Below are 16,180 nucleotides of genomic sequence, written 5' to 3' on the forward strand. Positions count from 1 at the left end.
GAAGACCAAGATGAGCAGCCAAGACAAACCCACCGCCCTGAACCTGCCAATGGTAGATCCCCTGCCACCGCAGACGCAGAAATATTTCGACATCTGCCAGGAGAAACTGGGTCTGGTGCCCAACGTGTTGCAGGCCCATGCCTTCGACATCGAAAAACTGAACGCTTTCACCGCGCTTTATAACAACATCATGCTGGCCGACAGCGGCCTCAGCAAGCTGGAGCGGGAAATGATCGCGGTGGTGGTCTCTTCCGAGAACAAGTGTTTCTACTGCCTGACCGCCCACGGGGCCGCCGTGCGCGAGCTGTCGGGCGATCCGGCGCTGGGGGAAATGCTGGTGATGAACTACCGCGTTGCCGACCTGCCGCCGCGCCAACGGGCGATGCTGGACTTTGCCGTCCATCTGACCAAGGCCAGCGCCACCATCGAAGAAGCCGATCGTCAGGCCCTGCGCGACGCCGGGTTCAACGACCGTGACATCTGGGACATCGCCAATACGGCTGCGTTCTACAATATGACCAACCGTGTTGCCTCGTCTTTGGACATGCGACCCAATCCTGAATACCACGCACAGAACCGTTAATGCGCCTTGCTCTGCCCATCTCTCTGGCCCTTTCGCTGGCCCCATTAGCGACCGTTCGTCCTGTAACGGCCATTGCCGCTGCGCTATCGTTGGATCTGCCTGCAGCCTCCGAGGCGCTGAGCGATCTCGACAGCCAGCTGGACAGCTATGCCCTGCCGGTTGGGGGCTATGTGGATGGGGTGCTGCCGGTCTTGCCGCTAGAAGGCAAAGTCCACCGTGGCAGTTGGCGGGTTGGCTCCCAAGGGCTGACATCGCTGCAGCTGCTGGCGCCATTGCAGGAGCAGTTGGAAGCGGCTGGTTATGAGGTGTTGTTCAGCTGCGATACGCTGGGCTGTGGCGGGTTTGATTTCCGGTTCGAGACCGAAGTGCTGACCGCACCGGCAATGCATGTGGACCTCAGCGATTTCCGCTTTCTGTCAGCGCGCAAAGGTGCGGAGGATCACCTGAGCCTGCTGGTGTCACGCTCTGCCAATGCCGGTTTCATCCAGATGATCCGTGTCACCGCACCAGAGTCGGAAGCGCCAATCCGCACCACAGCCCTGCCCGCGGGAACCGGCACGGCCCCGGATGTGGCGCGACTGACATTGGACAATGGGTCGCTGAGCGACACTGTGCCGAACCTGTTGGCGCAGGGCCATGTGGTGTTGGAGGATCTGACCTTTGCAACCGGTTCGTCCGATTTGGGTGACGGGCCGTTCACCTCGCTCAGCGGGTTGGCCGCTTACCTGAACAGCGACCCCAGCCGCCGTGTTGCACTGGTCGGGCACACCGATGCTGTGGGGGGATTGCAAGGCAATATCAGCCTGTCCAAAAAACGTGCAGCCTCGGTTCGGGAACGGCTGATAGCCAACCACGGTGTCTCCGCCGAACAGTTGGACGCGGAAGGCATGGGCTATCTGGCCCCGCGCGCGCCCAACCTGACAGAGGACGGGCGCAAGGCGAACCGCCGCGTCGAGGCGGTTCTTTTGAACACCGAATAGGCTCAGGCCTCGATCAGGATCGCCCGAAAATCGTTGACGTTGGTGCCCGTTGGGCCGGGGGCAAAGATCTCTCTCACAGCGTCAAAGGCAGTGTAAGCGTCATTGCCCGCCAGCGCCTGTGCCGGGTCCACCCCAGCGCCGCGCATCGCGGCAACTGTGCCACCATCGGCAAAGGCGCCTGCGTTATCCTCGGATCCGTCAATGCCATCGGTATCTGCGGCCAGCGCGGTCACACCGGCCACACCGTCCAGCTCCATCGCTAGGGACAGCAAAAACTCGCTGTTGCGCCCGCCGCGCCCGCCTTTGCCGCGGATGGTGACTGTGGTTTCGCCGCCGGACAACATCACCAAAGGCGCGCTAAACGGACGGCCCCGACGCACCACTTCGCGGGTCATGGCACCGTGCATTTTGGCCACTTCTCTCGCCTCGCCCTCAATCGCATCCGACAGGATCACTGACGGCCAACCTGCGGCCTTGGCCTTGGCCGCCGCCGCTTCGAGAGAGATTGCGGCAGAGGCGATCACATGCACCTCATTGCGGGCAAAACGGGGATCATCCGGTAAAGGCGCATCTTCTGGAGCATCAACCAGGTGCGCGGCAATCGCAGGAGGCATGGTGATGCCGTAATCGGCCACCGCCTTCAACGCCTCTGCCCGGCCCACGGCATCAGGCACCGTTGGGCCAGAGGCCACCTGCGCCGGATCATCGCCCGGCACGTCAGACACCACCAATGAGACAACCCGCGCCGGTGCGCAGGCTGCAGCCAGTCGCCCGCCCTTGATTGCGCTGACCTGTTTGCGCACCGCATTCATTGCCCCGATGGGCGCACCGGAAGCCAGCAGAGCCTCATTCAGCGCCACCTCATCTGCAAAACTCAGCCCCGCCGCCGGAGCCGCCAACAGCGCCGAGCCGCCACCACAGATAAGCGCCACCACCAGATCATCCTCTGTCAAACCCTGCACCTGTTCAAACAGCGCTTCAGACGCCGCAATACCAGCCGCATCCGGCACCGGATGCGCGGCCTCCATCACTTTCACGTGCCGGGTGTCACAGGCATAGCCGTAGCGGGTGATCACCGTACCTTCGACAGGCGCGCCCCAAAGATCCTCAAACGCGGCCGCCAGCTGCGCCGCCCCTTTGCCGGCACCGATCACAACGGTGCGGCCTTTGGGCTTCTGAGGCAGGTGCGCGGCAATGGCTTTTTTGGGGTCTGCAGCCGCAATTGCAGCGTCAAATAACTCGGTCAAAAATGCACGATGGTTCAAGGGTCCCTCCTGTTTGCGCGAACATTAGAAAGCAAAACCTCTGATGGAAAGCAGCTTCCCTGACTTTGGGTCAAGAAACCTTCGGCGCTCAGGATTGCGACATCAATCCTGACCTCACTGCGCCAAACTGGCCCTACAAAGCGATGCTTTCTGGACCTACGCGTCGGGGGAGCGTTCAGTGTTGAATGTTTCCAAACACGGCGGCCCTGCAAGGTGACCCCGAAAGACACGAAAGGACATCCCATGGACGGCACCCGCGACAATGACATCACCGCCGTGGTCGAAGCAGACCGCGCCCATGTCTGGCACCACCTGACCCAGCACAAACCTTTTGAAGAGGCCGAGCCGCGCATCATCATCGAAGGCAAAGGCATGCGGGTCTGGGACCAGAACGGCAAAGAGTACCTTGATGCGGTCTCCGGCGCGGTCTGGACTGTGAATGTTGGCTACGGCCGCGAAAGCATTGCCAACGCAGTGCAAGAGCAGCTGATGAAGATGTGTTATTTCGCACAGGCTGCCGGTTCGGTCCCCGGATCCAAATTTGCCGAAAAGCTGATCGAGAAAATGCCCGGAATGAGCCGCGTGTACTACTGCAACTCTGGATCGGAGGCCAATGAGAAGGTCTTTAAGATGATCCGCCAGATTGCACATAAGAAATACGGCGGGAAGAAGAACAAGATCCTCTACCGCGACCGCGATTATCACGGCGGCACGCTGGCCACCATGTCGGCCGGCGGTCAGGACGAACGCAATCTGCAATACGGCCCATTCGCCCCCGGTTTTGTGCGGGTGCCGCATTGCATGGAATACCGCAAACACGAACTGGGGCTGGAACATCTGGAAGGCGAAGCTTTCGGCATTGCTGCCGCCGACCTGATCGAAGAGGTCATTCTGCGCGAAGGCCCGGAAACCATTGGCTGTCTCTGCCTGGAACCGGTCACCGCTGGCGGCGGTGTCATCACCCCACCCGAAGGCTACTGGCCGCGCGTGCAGGAGATCTGCAAGAAATACGATATCCTGTTGCACATCGACGAGGTGGTTTGCGGCATCGGGCGCACCGGCAAATGGTTCGGTTATCAGCAATACGGCATCCAGCCGGATTTTGTGACGATGGCGAAAGGCGTGGCCTCGGGCTATGCGGCGATTGCCTGTATGGTTGCCACCGAAGAGGTGTTTGACTGCTTCAAATCCGATCCTTCCGACAAGCTGGACCATTTCCGCGATATCTCGACCTTTGGCGGCTGTGCCGGTGGACCGGCGGCGGCGCTGGAAAACATGCGGATCATCGAAGAGGAGGGCCTGCTGGAAAACACCACCAAGATGGGGGAACGTTTCCTGGCGAACCTTGAAGCGCTGAAGGAAAAACATGCCGTGATTGGTGATGTGCGTGGCAAAGGCCTGTTTCTGGGCGCCGAACTGGTCAAAGACCGCGACACCAAAGAGCCTGTCAGCGAAGCACAGGTCGGTGCGGTGGTTGCGGCCTGTGGCGCGATGGGAGTCATCATCGGTGCCTCCAACCGCTCGATCCCGGAACGCAACAACACGCTGTGCTTCTCGCCCTCGCTGATCGTGACGCCGGAAGACGTTGATCTGATCACCGACACGGTGGACAAAGCCCTCACCCAGGTCTTTGGCTGATGTGGCCCACTCCGGTTGAACTGAAGGGCCAGCATGTTGTGCTGGCCCCGCTGTCGCAGGATCACTGCACCACGCTGCAAGCGGCCAGTGCCAGCGGTGACCTGCACCGGCTCTGGTATACGTCGATCCCTTCGGCCGAAGGGATGGCTGCGGAAATCGATCGCCGGCTGGCGTTGCAATCCGCAGGCTCCATGCTGCCTTTTACCGTGATGACCCCTGATGGCACGCCCGTGGGCATGACCACCTATATGAACATCGATGCCACCACTAAACGGGTCGAGATCGGATCAACCTGGTATGCACCGTCGGTGCAGCGCGGCCCGCTGAACACCGAGGCAAAACGGTTGCTGCTGGCCCACGCTTTTGAGGATCTGGACTGTGTCGCGGTGGAGTTCCGCACCCATTTCATCAACCACCAAAGCCGCCGCGCGATTGAACGGTTGGGGGCCAAACTGGACGGGGTGCTGCGCTCCCACATGCGGATTGCCGACGGCACATTGCGAGATACGGCGGTCTATTCGATCCTTGCCCACGAGTGGCCCACGGTGCGATCCCATCTGACCTGGCAGTTGGAAAGACCGCGACCCTGACGCTTGCGACACCACAACAATGGATTGTATTCAACGCTTCAAAACACTAGATAAGTGCCTATGTTTGAGAGGCTCTTTTATGTGTTAAGCAAGGTGTTCGGCAAAGAACGCGCGCTCCGCAAAACGGTGTTCCTATACCGTTATGGCGGCTTACTCCCGGCAGCGCCGCTGCTTGCTTTGCTGGCATACTTCTTTGTCAAAGCGCCGCATTGGGTACAGTCTGACCGCGTTGGCTATGCCTGGGCGGAGGTCGAAAGCATCTTGCCGCTCCCGTCCGAAACCGGTCCGCAGAAACTTGTGGTCCGGTTCACCACTGAACATGACGCAGCCCATCAGGTCGTCGTCCGGGCGCGGGGCTGGTTGGCCGGCACTTTGGACCGGGTTTGCGTACAAGAGCGCCGGTTTGCTGATCGCGAGGGCGGCTTTTTCAAAATCGTCAGAAAGCAGAATTGCCTGAAGGCGGACGCGGGCGCGTGAAAGCATCGTGGATCACGTGGAATTGCCTCTTGCGATGTGTCCAACGTCGTGATTGAACGCGGTTTCGCTATTCGACGTGCCATACTTGGTGCGGACCACAGGGCATGACCCACATCGGGATGCCGGATGACCCAGAAGGATCACAGATGAAACACCTGCTTACCCTCGCCGCCTTTATGATGGCCAAACCCGCGCTGGCGCATATGGATCCGGCGGAACATGGCTCGGTTCTGGCGGGGCTGACGCATCCGCTGTTTGGCCTGGACCATGTGCTGGCCATGCTGGTGGTTGGCCTCTGGGCGGCGTTGATTGGCGGGCGGGCGATCTGGACGGTGCCTTTGGGCTTTGTCTCGGCGATGCTGCTGGGGTTTGTGCTGTCGCTTCTGGGGCTGCCGCTGGTGGCGGTGGAGCCAATGATCCTGGCGTCTTCGGTGGTGCTGGGCCTTGTGGTCGCGCTGGCGCTGCGCCCGGCAGCACATTGGGCGATTGCCCTTGTGGGTCTGTTCGCCCTGTTTCACGGTTATGCCCATGGCACCGAGCTAGGGGCCGCGGTGGCCCTGCCCTATGGCTTTGGCTTCCTGCTGGCGACGGCGGTGCTGCATGGCGCGGGGGCCATGGTCGGCTTCCTGCTGCAACGGCAGGAACTGCCGGTCCGGATCTTGGGCGGCGGCACCGCCCTGGCTGGTCTGGTTCTGGCGATCGGCTGAACGGACAAGGGTTTAACGGGCCTAGTTTGGAGGGGCGTTGCCCCTCTCCGGCCCGCTGCGCGGGCCGCATTCACCCCAGGATACTGCTTCCAAGAAGAATTAGCCGTGCCGTGCGGCCCAGGTGGGTTGCGCATCCTTTTCCTGTGTTTCTGCATGGAAAACGGCGCGGGCAATGGCGCGCGCCATACAGGTCGCGGCGGCATGGCCCAGGTAAAGCGTATCGGATATTGGATCGACCAGGGGCTTTGCCCCGGTGCTGGCGGCAAAGATCAGATCCCCATCCATTGGTGTGTGGGCTGGAAACAGGGCCCGCGCATAGCCGTCATGGGCCGCCGTTGCCAGACGGGTACATTGGGCCTGTGTCAGGGTGGCGTCGGTGGCGATGATGCCGATAGTGGTGTTGGCATGCGCCGCCAGTTTGGTCGGCGGCACGTGGGTTTCAGGGTAGTCCTGCGCCACACCTCGTCCACCAAATTCTCCAACCTGTTCAAACGGCGCCGCCCAGAAATGTGGCCCCTCCCCAACCGTGGCAGAACCGAGCGCATTGACCGCCACCAGCGCTCCGACGGTGTGCCCCGACGGAAGCATTACGGAGGCCGAACCAAGCCCGCCTTTGAAATTGGCGGTGGTCGCGCCGGTGCCGGCCCCAGCGGAGCCGAGCGGAAAGGTATCCCCTGCCTTACCCAGCGCCTGTGCGCCCAAGGCCTTATAGGGGTTGTCCTGCCAATCCTTATTGCCGCCATTGATCAGGTCAAACAGGATTGCCCCAGGCACAATCGGCACCAGTAGGTCCCCCACCTTGAAGCCGCGCCCCTGCGCCCGCAGCGCATCCGCCACGCCGGAGGCTGCATCCAGTCCAAAGGCCGATCCGCCCGACAGGACCAGCGCATCCACCTGTTCAACCGTTTTGTCTGGCGCCAAGAGGTCCGTCTCCCGCGTGCCTGGCGCGCCGCCCATGACGTGCACGCCGCAGGTAAAGGGTTGATCGCCCAGCAACACGGTGACACCCGTTTTGACATCGAGATCTTCGGCATTGCCGACCCGCAGCCCCGCTACATCAGTGATCAGGTTGCGTGGGCCGGGGGCTGCTTTTTGCGGCATAGTTCGTTTTTCCCTCAAATTGGTCGCAAATCATCTTGCCTGAATCTGCAGGATCGGCAAGTTGTGGCATATACGGGGCTGGGCGATGGCGTCGCCCGCATTGTTGCTTGCCAGAGCTGCTTGCCCAAGTTGCTTGACCTGCAAGCCAGAACAATGGGCCACCGTGCAATCCGTCCTGAACGCCGGGACCTTTCTTTTCGTTAAGGAGGGTCAAAAAATGACATCTCGTCCTGAGTTCTATCGATTCCACAATGGGGAAAAAGCTGCCCTGCAGTTCGCCGACAGCGAATATGCCGCACGTGTCGCGGGTCTACGCAAGATCCTGATCGACACAGGCGCTGACGCGGCTGTCTTCTCGTCGATGCACAATATCTCTTACTATTCGGGCTTTACCTACTGCGCCTTTGGGCGGCCCTATGCGCTGGTGGTGACGGCCAGCGAATGTGTGACCATCTCGGCCGGCATTGACGCGGGTCAGCCCTGGCGTCGCTGCTATGGCGACAATATCACCTACACCGACTGGCAGCGGGACAATTACTGGCGCGCCATCCTGTCGGTAACAGGATCGGGCAAGGTGATCGGCTATGAAAGCGACCACCTGAGCCTGCTGCAGAAATCCAAGCTGGATGCTTACCTCAGCCCATCAAAGACCGTTGACCTTTATGCGCCGACCATGGTGCAGCGGATGCATAAATCCGCTGCCGAGCTGGAGATGATCCGCGCCGGGGCCGCTGTGGCTGACGTGGGGGGCTATGCGATCCGCGACGCGGTGAAAGAAGGCGTGCGCGAGATTGACGTGGCCATGGCCGGTCGTGACGCGATGGAGCTGGAGATTGCCAAACGCTTCCCCGATGCGGAATACCGCGACACCTGGGTCTGGTTCCAATCCGACATCAATACCGATGGCGCCCACAATCCAGTGACGTCGCGCCGGTTGCAACGCGGCGATATCCTGTCGCTGAACACTTTCCCGATGATTTCGGGCTATTACACCGCGCTGGAACGTACGATGTTTGTGGGTGAGGTGGATGACGCCAGCCTAAACTACTGGGAGGCCAACGTGGGTGCTCATGAGCTGGGCATTTCGCTGCTGAAACCCGGGGCCAGCTGCGCCGAGGTGACCCATCAGATCAATGAATTCTTTGCCGAGCGCGATATGCTGCAATACCGGACCTTTGGCTATGGCCATTCCTTCGGGGTGCTGTCGCATTACTATGGTCGCGAGGCAGGGCTGGAACTGCGGGAGGATATCGACACGGTGCTGGAACCGGGGATGGTGATCTCGATGGAGCCGATGCTGACCATCGCAGACGGCCAGCCGGGCGCGGGCGGCTACCGCGAACATGACATCCTGATCATCACCGAAGACGGCAATGAAAACATCACCGGCTACCCCTACGGGCCGGAATTCAACGTGGTTGGTTAAAGCTGTGTTGTAGAAGAATCGAAGGGAGGGCGATTTGCCCTCCCTTGTTTGTGGCAGGTGGGTTCATTGGGGGCGATACGTCGATTTTTGGAAATTGCGTAATGGATCTGCTTTGCGCCCTACGCCACGCTCTGAACTTGAAAAAATGGCAACGTCGGTTAGAGATGCTGAGCATGTAGAGCAAAAGTATCGGATGACATTTTGGACGAACTCGGTTCCTCAGATTGTATGGGTCCCAAACTTCGAGCGTTTGTCGAAGAAAAACTTATTGCCGACTTAAACCAGTACTTGCCCGAACAGCGGACCTATCAGCGTACTGACATTCGGTTTGATTGGTCGGAATGCTGTGTCGAGGGCCATCGAATACGTTGGCTCGACGGGGAAATTGAGAACTTTTCTGGTATCGCTGTTCTTCACAAAGACAACGGGTTGATTGCCGAAGGTTGGATGGAGTTCATCGAGGCTGAGGATGGTCTTGAGGTATTTTGGTGGTTCCTGACCGGCGCGGATCAAACTGGGATTACGGGAAAAGATGCAAACACGGTTCCTAGCCATGTTTGGAACAGACTAAGCACCGAGGTACGCATATTGTGGAGAAATTATTCGCCAAAGACACCGTTGCCTTGAGTTTCCGAAGGCCTGCTTCGTCCCGCATTGCTGGCATCAACAATTTGGGTAGCTATCCGGACCTATTCATTAGCTAGGTAAGGGAGGGCGGGGCGCCCTCCCTCTCTCTTTTAGGCCGCCGTTTTCAGGCGTGGGGTGATGTCCAGCGTGCCTTTGGTGGCGTGGGAATAGGGGCAGACTTGGTGGGCGGTGGCGATCAGGGTTTCTGCCTGTTCTGCGGCCATGCCGGGCAGGTCGACGCTGATCTCAACGCTCAGGCCGAACCCGCCGTCATTGCGGGGTCCGAGGCCCACGCTGACTTCGGTTTTTGCCTCTGCGGGGACCTCAATTTTCTGGGCAGCGGCCACGTGTTTCAGGGCTGAGAGGAAACAGGCCGCGTAGCCGGCGGCGAACAGCTGTTCCGGGTTTACGCCCTCACCGCTGCCGCCAAGGGCCTTGGGTGCGGCAAGAGCAAAGGTTGCGTCACTGTCGGCAAAGCTGGCGGCGCCATCACGGCCTCCAGTTGCGGTGGCGGCGGTCTGGTAGAGGATTTTCTCGAGCATTTTTATTCCTTATCGAGCAATTATATCGTGCGCGATATAAATTGCCGCCCACCATCGAACTGTCAAGCCTTGCGATCAAATCGTGCGCGATTTATTTTAACCCCATGCAGCAGCCCTCTGATCCCTTCACCACCCTCGACCAGCAGCTTTGTTTTGAAATCTATGCCGCCTCGCATGCTTTCAACAAGCTCTACAAACCGTTGTTGGACCCGATGGGCCTGACCTATCCGCAGTATCTGGTGATGCTGCTGCTGTGGGAACGCGATGACCGCCCTGTTGGCGATCTGGGCCAGGCGCTGGCGCTGGAATCCTCCACCCTGACGCCCCTGTTGAAACGCATGGAGACCGCCGGTCATGTAACCCGGCAGCGCGATCCTGAGGATGAACGCCGTGTTCGCATTCGTCTGACGGAAACCGGACAGGCCCTGCAGGCAGAGGCCCGTCATATCCCCCAGTGTCTGGATCAATCCGGCGCGATCAGCGCCGCCGAGGCCGCAGACCTGCGCCGTGAGGTGCGTAAACTGCGCCTGGCCCTGACTGCCGCCCTCACCGCAGCGCAGCCCGGATAATCGCAGCCCGCACTTTCTTTCTGCCGCAGAGTTTGCCAAAGTCCCGCCAACGGCCGGGGGCTTACATTTTCGTGATCTGCCCCCATATAGGTCATAAGTTATTGAAAAGAGGGACTTGGAATGGCGAATTTTGACGCTCAGGTGAAGGAGTCTCAGAAACAGGTGGCCGAAGCACAGGCCAAGATTTCTGAACTGACCGGACGAATTGAAACCGCACGCAGTAAGCTGAAGAGCGGCGATGACGTGGCGATCGATATTGAGAATGCCACGTTGGACGACGTGCATGCCCATACGGATGTGATGAACGCCAATATCGCCGAGCTGATCATGGGCCTCGATGATGTGACCGCCGCGTTTTCCAAAGACTTTGACGAAATGCGCACCAAGACCGGCTGGGAAAGCTTTGTGGGCATCTTCTCCAAGGGCAAGTCAGATTCGATGCGGCAGGAGCGGATCAAAACCGCCAATATCGATGACAAGCTGCAGGATTTGATCGCCAAATCCGACACCATCACCAAACTGTTGGAAAGCCAGCTTTCGGTGCTCAATGAGCAAAAGGAAAAGGTTGAGGTCAACCTGACCGAAACCCTGGATGAGCGGGAAATGACCGTCGGCGACCTGGAACAGACCCGCGCTGACATTCTGGCGATGGATCCCAAGATCATTGAGCTGGAAAACAAGATCTCGGTCACGCAGGACGCGGCAGAGCGGACCAAGCTGGAAACTGAGCTGGCGGATTTGAACAAAGCCTATAACGACCTGGTGCAGTCCGAACAGGTGCAGCTGGCCAAAAGCCAGACGCTGGAACGCTACATTGAGAAAGGCAAATCCTGGGTCGACAGCCTACAGAACCAGGCCGCCACCCAGATGGTGCTGATCAACAAGCTGCAGACGGACACCAAACAGCGCGTGGTGCTGTATGATGCGCTGACCAAATCGTTGAAAACCGCGCAGCAGCAAGACATCGCCCACCGGATCAATGAGATCGGGGTGGAAACCGACAAAGAAGCGCAGGCTGCCATGGCCGCGATCGGCACCGCCACCAACCAGAAGATGGCGGATATGATGGAAGCCCACGAAGAGCATATGGTCTTTGCCCGTGACGTGCTGGAAGCCAAAGCCAAAGCCGACGAACGCTTCGCCCGCCGGTTCCAGCAGATCGTCGAGAAACACGACAAGAACCTCTACGGGGGCTGAGGCTCTTGTTTGGACCGGTTAAACAAACGGCCCTGCAGGTCATGGATGTTTCGTGGGCGATGTATTGGGGGCGTGCCGATCGAATCTGGGCGTCAATTATGGCTGCGCCGGTCTCACTTCTGCTGATCCTAGCTGTTCGCGGCGATGAAACTGTGAGCTTCACCTTTGGGCTGACTGCCGCGGGCGCATTTCTCATCGGCAGTCTGGTCGGGCTTTTCGCACGCCGTCTTTGGGTGAAATACAAGAGGCAAGCAACTTGACTGACCTGACCCGCGATCATTCCGCCCTGACGGACCTGTTTGCCTCGCGTCGCTACTTCAAGAAGTTCGACAGGATCACCCGCCATTTGGCGCAGGTGGCGGGGCAGATGGAGGTGCAGGGCGAACTGTCAGCGCAGGAGGCCAATATCCTCACCCGCTACCTGACGCAGATTGGCTTTACCTTTCGGGCGCTTAGCATGAAATACCTGCTGGTGGGGCGTGACACCGGGCAGTTTTTCGGCTCACTCGCAATTGACACCATGGACAGCGGTTTTCCGGTGTTTAACGAACTTCTGGTCATGGCCAATGACGCCATGCAGGCGGAAAAGCATCTGGAAAACATGCCCTCCGCCGACGCGCTGAAACGGCAGATGGTGGAAAAGATTGTTGGGGATCAAGAACTTCCCACCAAACTGCAATTCGCCCTGTCGCAGCGGCTGTATTATGAGGAGCTGGTGAGAGGGCAGCTGTTCTGGGCCCGCAATGACCCACGTGCGCTCTGGCTGTCTGGCGATCAACGACGGCGTTACCTGATCCACTGGGCGGTCTATGACAGCGAGCTGAACCTGCCTGTGCTCTACCTGATGGAGCTGGAAGACAGCGGCAAACGCGGCCTGCCCAAAGACGAACGCCGCTGGCCCGAGGTGCAAGCGCATCTGATTGCCCAGAGCCTTGGCGCGTTGAAGCTGGTGACAATTGCCAAAGGGTTCGACGAACAGTTCAACGATCTGCATCCTAAAAAACTGCGTCGGGTGCATGTGGGGCCGATGTATTCGCACAGTTTCACCCGCCAGTCGGGCCCCTTGCGGCAGGTGCTGGCCGATGCAGACAGCCCTGAAGGGCAGGATTGGGCGCTGGCCTGGACCGTGGAAGAGTTGGAGAGTGAGCGGGTGACCGAAGAAAAGGTCGGCTGGTTTTCGACGGCCGAGCGTGAAGTCTTTGCCCTTGATCCCTTTGGCGGGCGCGGCGTGGACACCGGGGCGACGCGCACCGAACGCAGCATCATCCTACCCGAACGCCCCTATCAGGTATTGGCGGAACAAAACCCGCCGGGCTTTGGCACAGTGCGGAAATATGTGGTGGCGCCAAACGGGCGTGTCATGAGTTTGAAATAGCCCTGTGGGCCGCTGACGCGGCCTGCCTTCGGCGAGAGTATTTTTAGCAAGATGAAATTGAAGTGAGGTGGATTAATGAGCCTGACAACAGACCAGATGGAGCTGCGCGAGGAAGAGATCCGCAGCCATTATGACGCCGCCTATGCCCTGCTGGAGGGGGTGGATCACACGCCGCGGCTGGCCAAAGGCAAAGAGGCCGCGCCGGTGGCAGGGCGCTCTAGCGGTGTGCCAACACGGCGGCGGTTCCGTTCGACCACGCCGGGGATGGTGACACGCGCCTCTGCGCGGCCCGAAGGGGTGAAGCTGCTGGAACGCATTGAGGCCGCGGATGACGATGAGGCTCTGATTTCGCCGGTGCAGGCCAATGTGATGAATGTGTTGCGCCGCGCGCTGTCGATCTCTCTCGCGATGGGCGAGGCTTACGGCGAACTGACGGGCCTGGCGGCGCTGAAGAAATCCAATCTGGAAGGCGGTCTGGGGGCAGATCGCAAGGCCGAATTTTCCGAACTGCTGGCGGCAGAGGCGGCAGTCAGCCTGCATGTGTTCGCCAATGCCACCGCCTATCTGATCGCCCCGCATCTGAGCGAGACCTCGGTAGAGATTGGCGCGGTGGAAGAAGTGCTGACCGACAACGCGCAATTGGCCTTGCACGGGGCGCTGTGGGAGTTGGATCAGGAGTTGGCGCAGTTTGCCAAGGATGACGCTACGCTGATTGCCACTGTAGCCGCCTACGCCGAACAGCTGATGGAAAAGATCACCCTACGCGCCCAGACATTGGGCCGGTTGGAACCCTTTGCCAATGGCAACTGGAAGGTGGAGGCGGATGACTTCGCCATCCAGGGCTTCACCCCGGCACGCAAAGGCAAAGGCAGCACGCTGACCATGCAGTTCAAAAAACCGCATGAGGTGGTCGGCAACCATATCGCCAAATATCAGGCGATGAAGCTGGCCAAGATGCTGATGGCCTATGACTTTGACCGCCGGTTGAACCCCTTTGCCGAGTTGGGCGGGTTCATCTTTACCTTCATGGGGGATGGCAAGCCGGGAACGGGTAAAACCACGCTGATTCAGATGATGGCAGGGCTGATCAACGACTACTGTCAGGTGGCGGGCTATGCCTTCCGCTATCAGAACCTGTCGACCGACAATATCGACAGCTATCAGGGCAAATCCGGCCAGAACGCCAAGGCTTTCATCAACAACATCATCGACCCGCAGGTCATCGGCTTTGGCACGATTGACGACATTGACCAGCTGGCGGGCAAACGCGGGGACCGCCAATCCTCCGCCGGGCAGCTGGAAATCACTGCAGTTCTGATGGAGAGCTTTGCCGGCGCCAATACCGTGGTGCGGGGCAATTGCACCTTTGGCATGTTCTCAAACTATCCTGAAAACGTGGACGATGCGCTGCGCCAGCGGGCGGGTGCGCGGTTCCTGGTGGATGGGCCGCAAACGCGGGACGATTACATCGACATCCTGTCGCTGCTGATGGGCAAGAACCACGACATTCCCTTGGGCGATCACACGCTGTTTTCAGCGCAGGAGATCAAGAAAGCCGTGGCGCAGAGCTTTGAGGCGCACGCCAAACCACAGGAGGCGGGGCTGCTCAACGTCTTTGATCGGGTGCATGCAGAGGTGGGCGATCTGGACACCATCACCAAGATGGGCCGTTACCTGAAGGCCATTCAGGAAGCCGATGAACGGTTCACAGGGCGCGCGATTAAGAACATCACCGACGCGGTGAAGGTGCGGGCAATGGATTTTGAGCTGCCCGATGAATGGATGGAAAACCCAGAGATCTTCCTGTTCCGCCCCTATGATCAGAAGAAACAGATGATCGAGGAACTGCGGGTGCCGATCACCACCGAAATGGTGCTGCAGGAGATCAACCGCTACGCCGATTCCGAGTTCCGCTATGCGGATAAATCCGACGAGGTGGCGATTGAAAACATGGTGCGGGACTATGGCCGCACCGAGGAAGCCAAACGGCGTTATCTGGAGAGCAAGGGGTGACTCGCGTCGACATCATCTTGCTGCTTTACGGCTTGATTATGCTGGCTCTCAGCTTTTTCTGCGCAAGCTGGCTGAGCCAAAGAGCATGGTCCTCTATCTGGACACGCCTTTTATCATACGCTGGCGGATTTTATGCGCTGTTTTTTGCCTACGCGCTCTTGGGCGTAGTTGTGCTTTTCATGGCAACCGGATCCGGTGCAGGGGATTCACCGCTGTACAGTTTTACTACCTGGGCAACCTACCTCTGGTTTCCTATCTTCCCGTTGACGCTGGCTGGGCTTTCGTTACGCCAAGAACAGCGAGGGCAAAAATGATCGTCCTCGACTCCATAGGCTGGCTGAACACCGGTCTGCCAATGCTGATTTTGGCCGGACTGGCGGTGGGGCTTCCACGGTATCTGGTGGACCGACACACCCGGTCTCATGCCATGGTGGCGCGGGGGATGCTGGCCGTGGTCGTGTTGCTGTTGCTGGCCGGATTTGTGCTGTCGATGGTGGTGACGGGGGCGCGTGGGTTTGATGCCGACGCCCATCTTCTGGCCAATCCGGCCGAGGGTTTCTGGATGCATGCCCGCCTGTCTCTGCTGTCGGGTATTGTCTGGGGGCCGATCCTGGCGCTGGTCTGGTTCGGACAGGCCCAGGCCGTTGAGGACCGGCGCGGACGTGACATGGTTCTGGCAGATCGGGAGGGGAGTTGATGGCCTGTGAGTATGTCGAAGGTACTTGGCTGGATACCGCAATCCTTATTCTCGCGGCACTCCTGTTTTTCAGCCCCATTCTTTTGGGCTTTCGCCTAAAGCGAAAAGATATGCAGCATGGGCGACAAAGGTATTGGTGGGGACATTTTTTACCCACGTTTTCGACCGTACTGGTCGTTTATGCAGTCGCGATTCACACTTTTGTTTTCCTGCCCAGCGATACTTGCTTGGCAACCAATCTCGGATCAGAAGGCTTCCGCATTGGACAAGTAATCTTTCTGCTGAGTTTCAGCGGGATCGGACTTGCCTTGCATGCATTCGGATATGCCTTGGCTGGGCAAACTTCTCGCGAAACTGTTGCGCGCCCCGAAATCTCAAAAGAAGGCACCTAGA

General features: G+C 59.2%; 18 protein-coding genes. 15 read left to right on the plus strand and 3 right to left on the minus strand.

The features are described from left to right. The first annotated feature begins 10 nt into the window (after positions 1-10). Both SIC14_RS04020 and SIC14_RS04025 read left to right on the plus strand, forming a co-directional pair. Positions 11-583 (plus strand): peroxidase-related enzyme, encoded by a 573-nt coding sequence (locus tag SIC14_RS04020; RefSeq protein ID WP_412564544.1) that lies wholly within the window; start codon positions 11-13, stop codon positions 581-583. Next, the gene (locus SIC14_RS04025) at positions 583-1,563 is read left to right on the plus strand and encodes an OmpA family protein (RefSeq protein ID WP_412564545.1); all 981 of its coding nucleotides are present in this window, start codon (positions 583-585) and stop codon (positions 1,561-1,563) included. Before SIC14_RS04020 ends, SIC14_RS04025 begins: the two co-directional genes overlap by 1 nt. 2 nt (positions 1,564-1,565) lie before the next feature. On the opposite strand, the gene SIC14_RS04030 is transcribed toward SIC14_RS04025, so the two are convergent. Then, on the minus strand, positions 1,566-2,828 hold the full coding sequence (locus SIC14_RS04030; RefSeq protein WP_412564546.1) for a glycerate kinase: 1,263 nt from the start codon (positions 2,826-2,828) through the stop codon (positions 1,566-1,568). A 243-nt stretch (positions 2,829-3,071) separates the two neighbouring features. Between SIC14_RS04030 and SIC14_RS04035 the strand changes: the two genes are divergently transcribed. From SIC14_RS04035 to SIC14_RS04050, 4 genes are all read left to right on the plus strand, one after another. Continuing rightward, positions 3,072-4,466, plus strand: coding sequence for an aspartate aminotransferase family protein (locus tag SIC14_RS04035; RefSeq protein WP_412564547.1), 1,395 nt, complete (start codon positions 3,072-3,074; stop codon positions 4,464-4,466). After that, on the plus strand, positions 4,466-5,056 hold the full coding sequence (locus tag SIC14_RS04040; RefSeq protein ID WP_412564548.1) for a GNAT family N-acetyltransferase: 591 nt from the start codon (positions 4,466-4,468) through the stop codon (positions 5,054-5,056). Before SIC14_RS04035 ends, SIC14_RS04040 begins: the two co-directional genes overlap by 1 nt. A gap of 60 nt (positions 5,057-5,116) precedes the next feature. Next, entirely contained in the window at positions 5,117-5,533 is a 417-nt protein-coding gene (locus tag SIC14_RS04045; RefSeq protein WP_412564549.1) for a hypothetical protein, read from the plus strand. 146 nt (positions 5,534-5,679) lie between these two features. Next, complete coding sequence (locus SIC14_RS04050) at positions 5,680-6,240, plus strand: HupE/UreJ family protein (RefSeq protein ID WP_412564550.1); 561 nt, start codon at positions 5,680-5,682, stop codon at positions 6,238-6,240. A gap of 99 nt (positions 6,241-6,339) precedes the next feature. On the opposite strand, the gene SIC14_RS04055 is transcribed toward SIC14_RS04050, so the two are convergent. Continuing rightward, positions 6,340-7,341, minus strand: a complete 1,002-nt coding sequence (locus SIC14_RS04055; protein ID WP_412564551.1) for a P1 family peptidase — start codon at positions 7,339-7,341, stop codon at positions 6,340-6,342. A 217-nt stretch (positions 7,342-7,558) separates the two neighbouring features. Between SIC14_RS04055 and SIC14_RS04060 the strand changes: the two genes are divergently transcribed. Together SIC14_RS04060 and SIC14_RS04065 are read left to right on the plus strand one after the other, a co-directional pair. After that, positions 7,559-8,767, plus strand: a complete 1,209-nt coding sequence (locus SIC14_RS04060; RefSeq protein WP_412564552.1) for an aminopeptidase P family protein — start codon at positions 7,559-7,561, stop codon at positions 8,765-8,767. A 201-nt stretch (positions 8,768-8,968) separates the two neighbouring features. Continuing rightward, positions 8,969-9,394: a hypothetical protein gene (locus SIC14_RS04065; RefSeq protein ID WP_412564553.1), complete on the plus strand. Its 426-nt coding sequence runs from the start codon at positions 8,969-8,971 to the stop codon at positions 9,392-9,394. Positions 9,395-9,504: 110 nt separating this feature from the next. Here SIC14_RS04065 and SIC14_RS04070 read toward each other — a convergent pair whose 3' ends face one another. Then, a complete protein-coding gene (locus tag SIC14_RS04070) occupies positions 9,505-9,936 on the minus strand; it encodes an organic hydroperoxide resistance protein (protein ID WP_412564554.1) in 432 nt (143 codons plus the stop codon). A 104-nt stretch (positions 9,937-10,040) separates the two neighbouring features. Between SIC14_RS04070 and SIC14_RS04075 the strand changes: the two genes are divergently transcribed. The 7 genes from SIC14_RS04075 (at position 10,041) to SIC14_RS04105 (ending at position 16,179) form a co-directional block, all read left to right on the plus strand. Continuing rightward, entirely contained in the window at positions 10,041-10,505 is a 465-nt protein-coding gene (locus SIC14_RS04075) for a MarR family winged helix-turn-helix transcriptional regulator (protein ID WP_412564555.1), read from the plus strand. Positions 10,506-10,625: 120 nt separating this feature from the next. Then, a complete protein-coding gene (locus tag SIC14_RS04080) occupies positions 10,626-11,702 on the plus strand; it encodes a hypothetical protein (protein WP_412564556.1) in 1,077 nt (358 codons plus the stop codon). A 256-nt stretch (positions 11,703-11,958) separates the two neighbouring features. After that, entirely contained in the window at positions 11,959-13,077 is a 1,119-nt protein-coding gene (locus tag SIC14_RS04085; protein WP_412564557.1) for a hypothetical protein, read from the plus strand. A gap of 75 nt (positions 13,078-13,152) precedes the next feature. Continuing rightward, positions 13,153-15,090 (plus strand): ATP-binding protein, encoded by a 1,938-nt coding sequence (locus SIC14_RS04090; RefSeq protein WP_412564558.1) that lies wholly within the window; start codon positions 13,153-13,155, stop codon positions 15,088-15,090. Next, complete coding sequence (locus SIC14_RS04095) at positions 15,087-15,404, plus strand: hypothetical protein (protein ID WP_412564559.1); 318 nt, start codon at positions 15,087-15,089, stop codon at positions 15,402-15,404. Before SIC14_RS04090 ends, SIC14_RS04095 begins: the two co-directional genes overlap by 4 nt. Beyond that, the gene (locus SIC14_RS04100; protein WP_412564560.1) at positions 15,401-15,787 is read left to right on the plus strand and encodes a hypothetical protein; all 387 of its coding nucleotides are present in this window, start codon (positions 15,401-15,403) and stop codon (positions 15,785-15,787) included. The genes SIC14_RS04095 and SIC14_RS04100 overlap by 4 nt, the downstream gene beginning before the upstream one ends. Next, entirely contained in the window at positions 15,787-16,179 is a 393-nt protein-coding gene (locus SIC14_RS04105; RefSeq protein ID WP_412564561.1) for a hypothetical protein, read from the plus strand. The genes SIC14_RS04100 and SIC14_RS04105 overlap by 1 nt, the downstream gene beginning before the upstream one ends. Position 16,180 lies beyond the last annotated feature (1 nt).

Source organism: Thalassobius sp. MITS945101 (genome assembly GCF_047123305.1).
GTDB lineage: Bacteria > Pseudomonadota > Alphaproteobacteria > Rhodobacterales > Rhodobacteraceae > Thalassobius.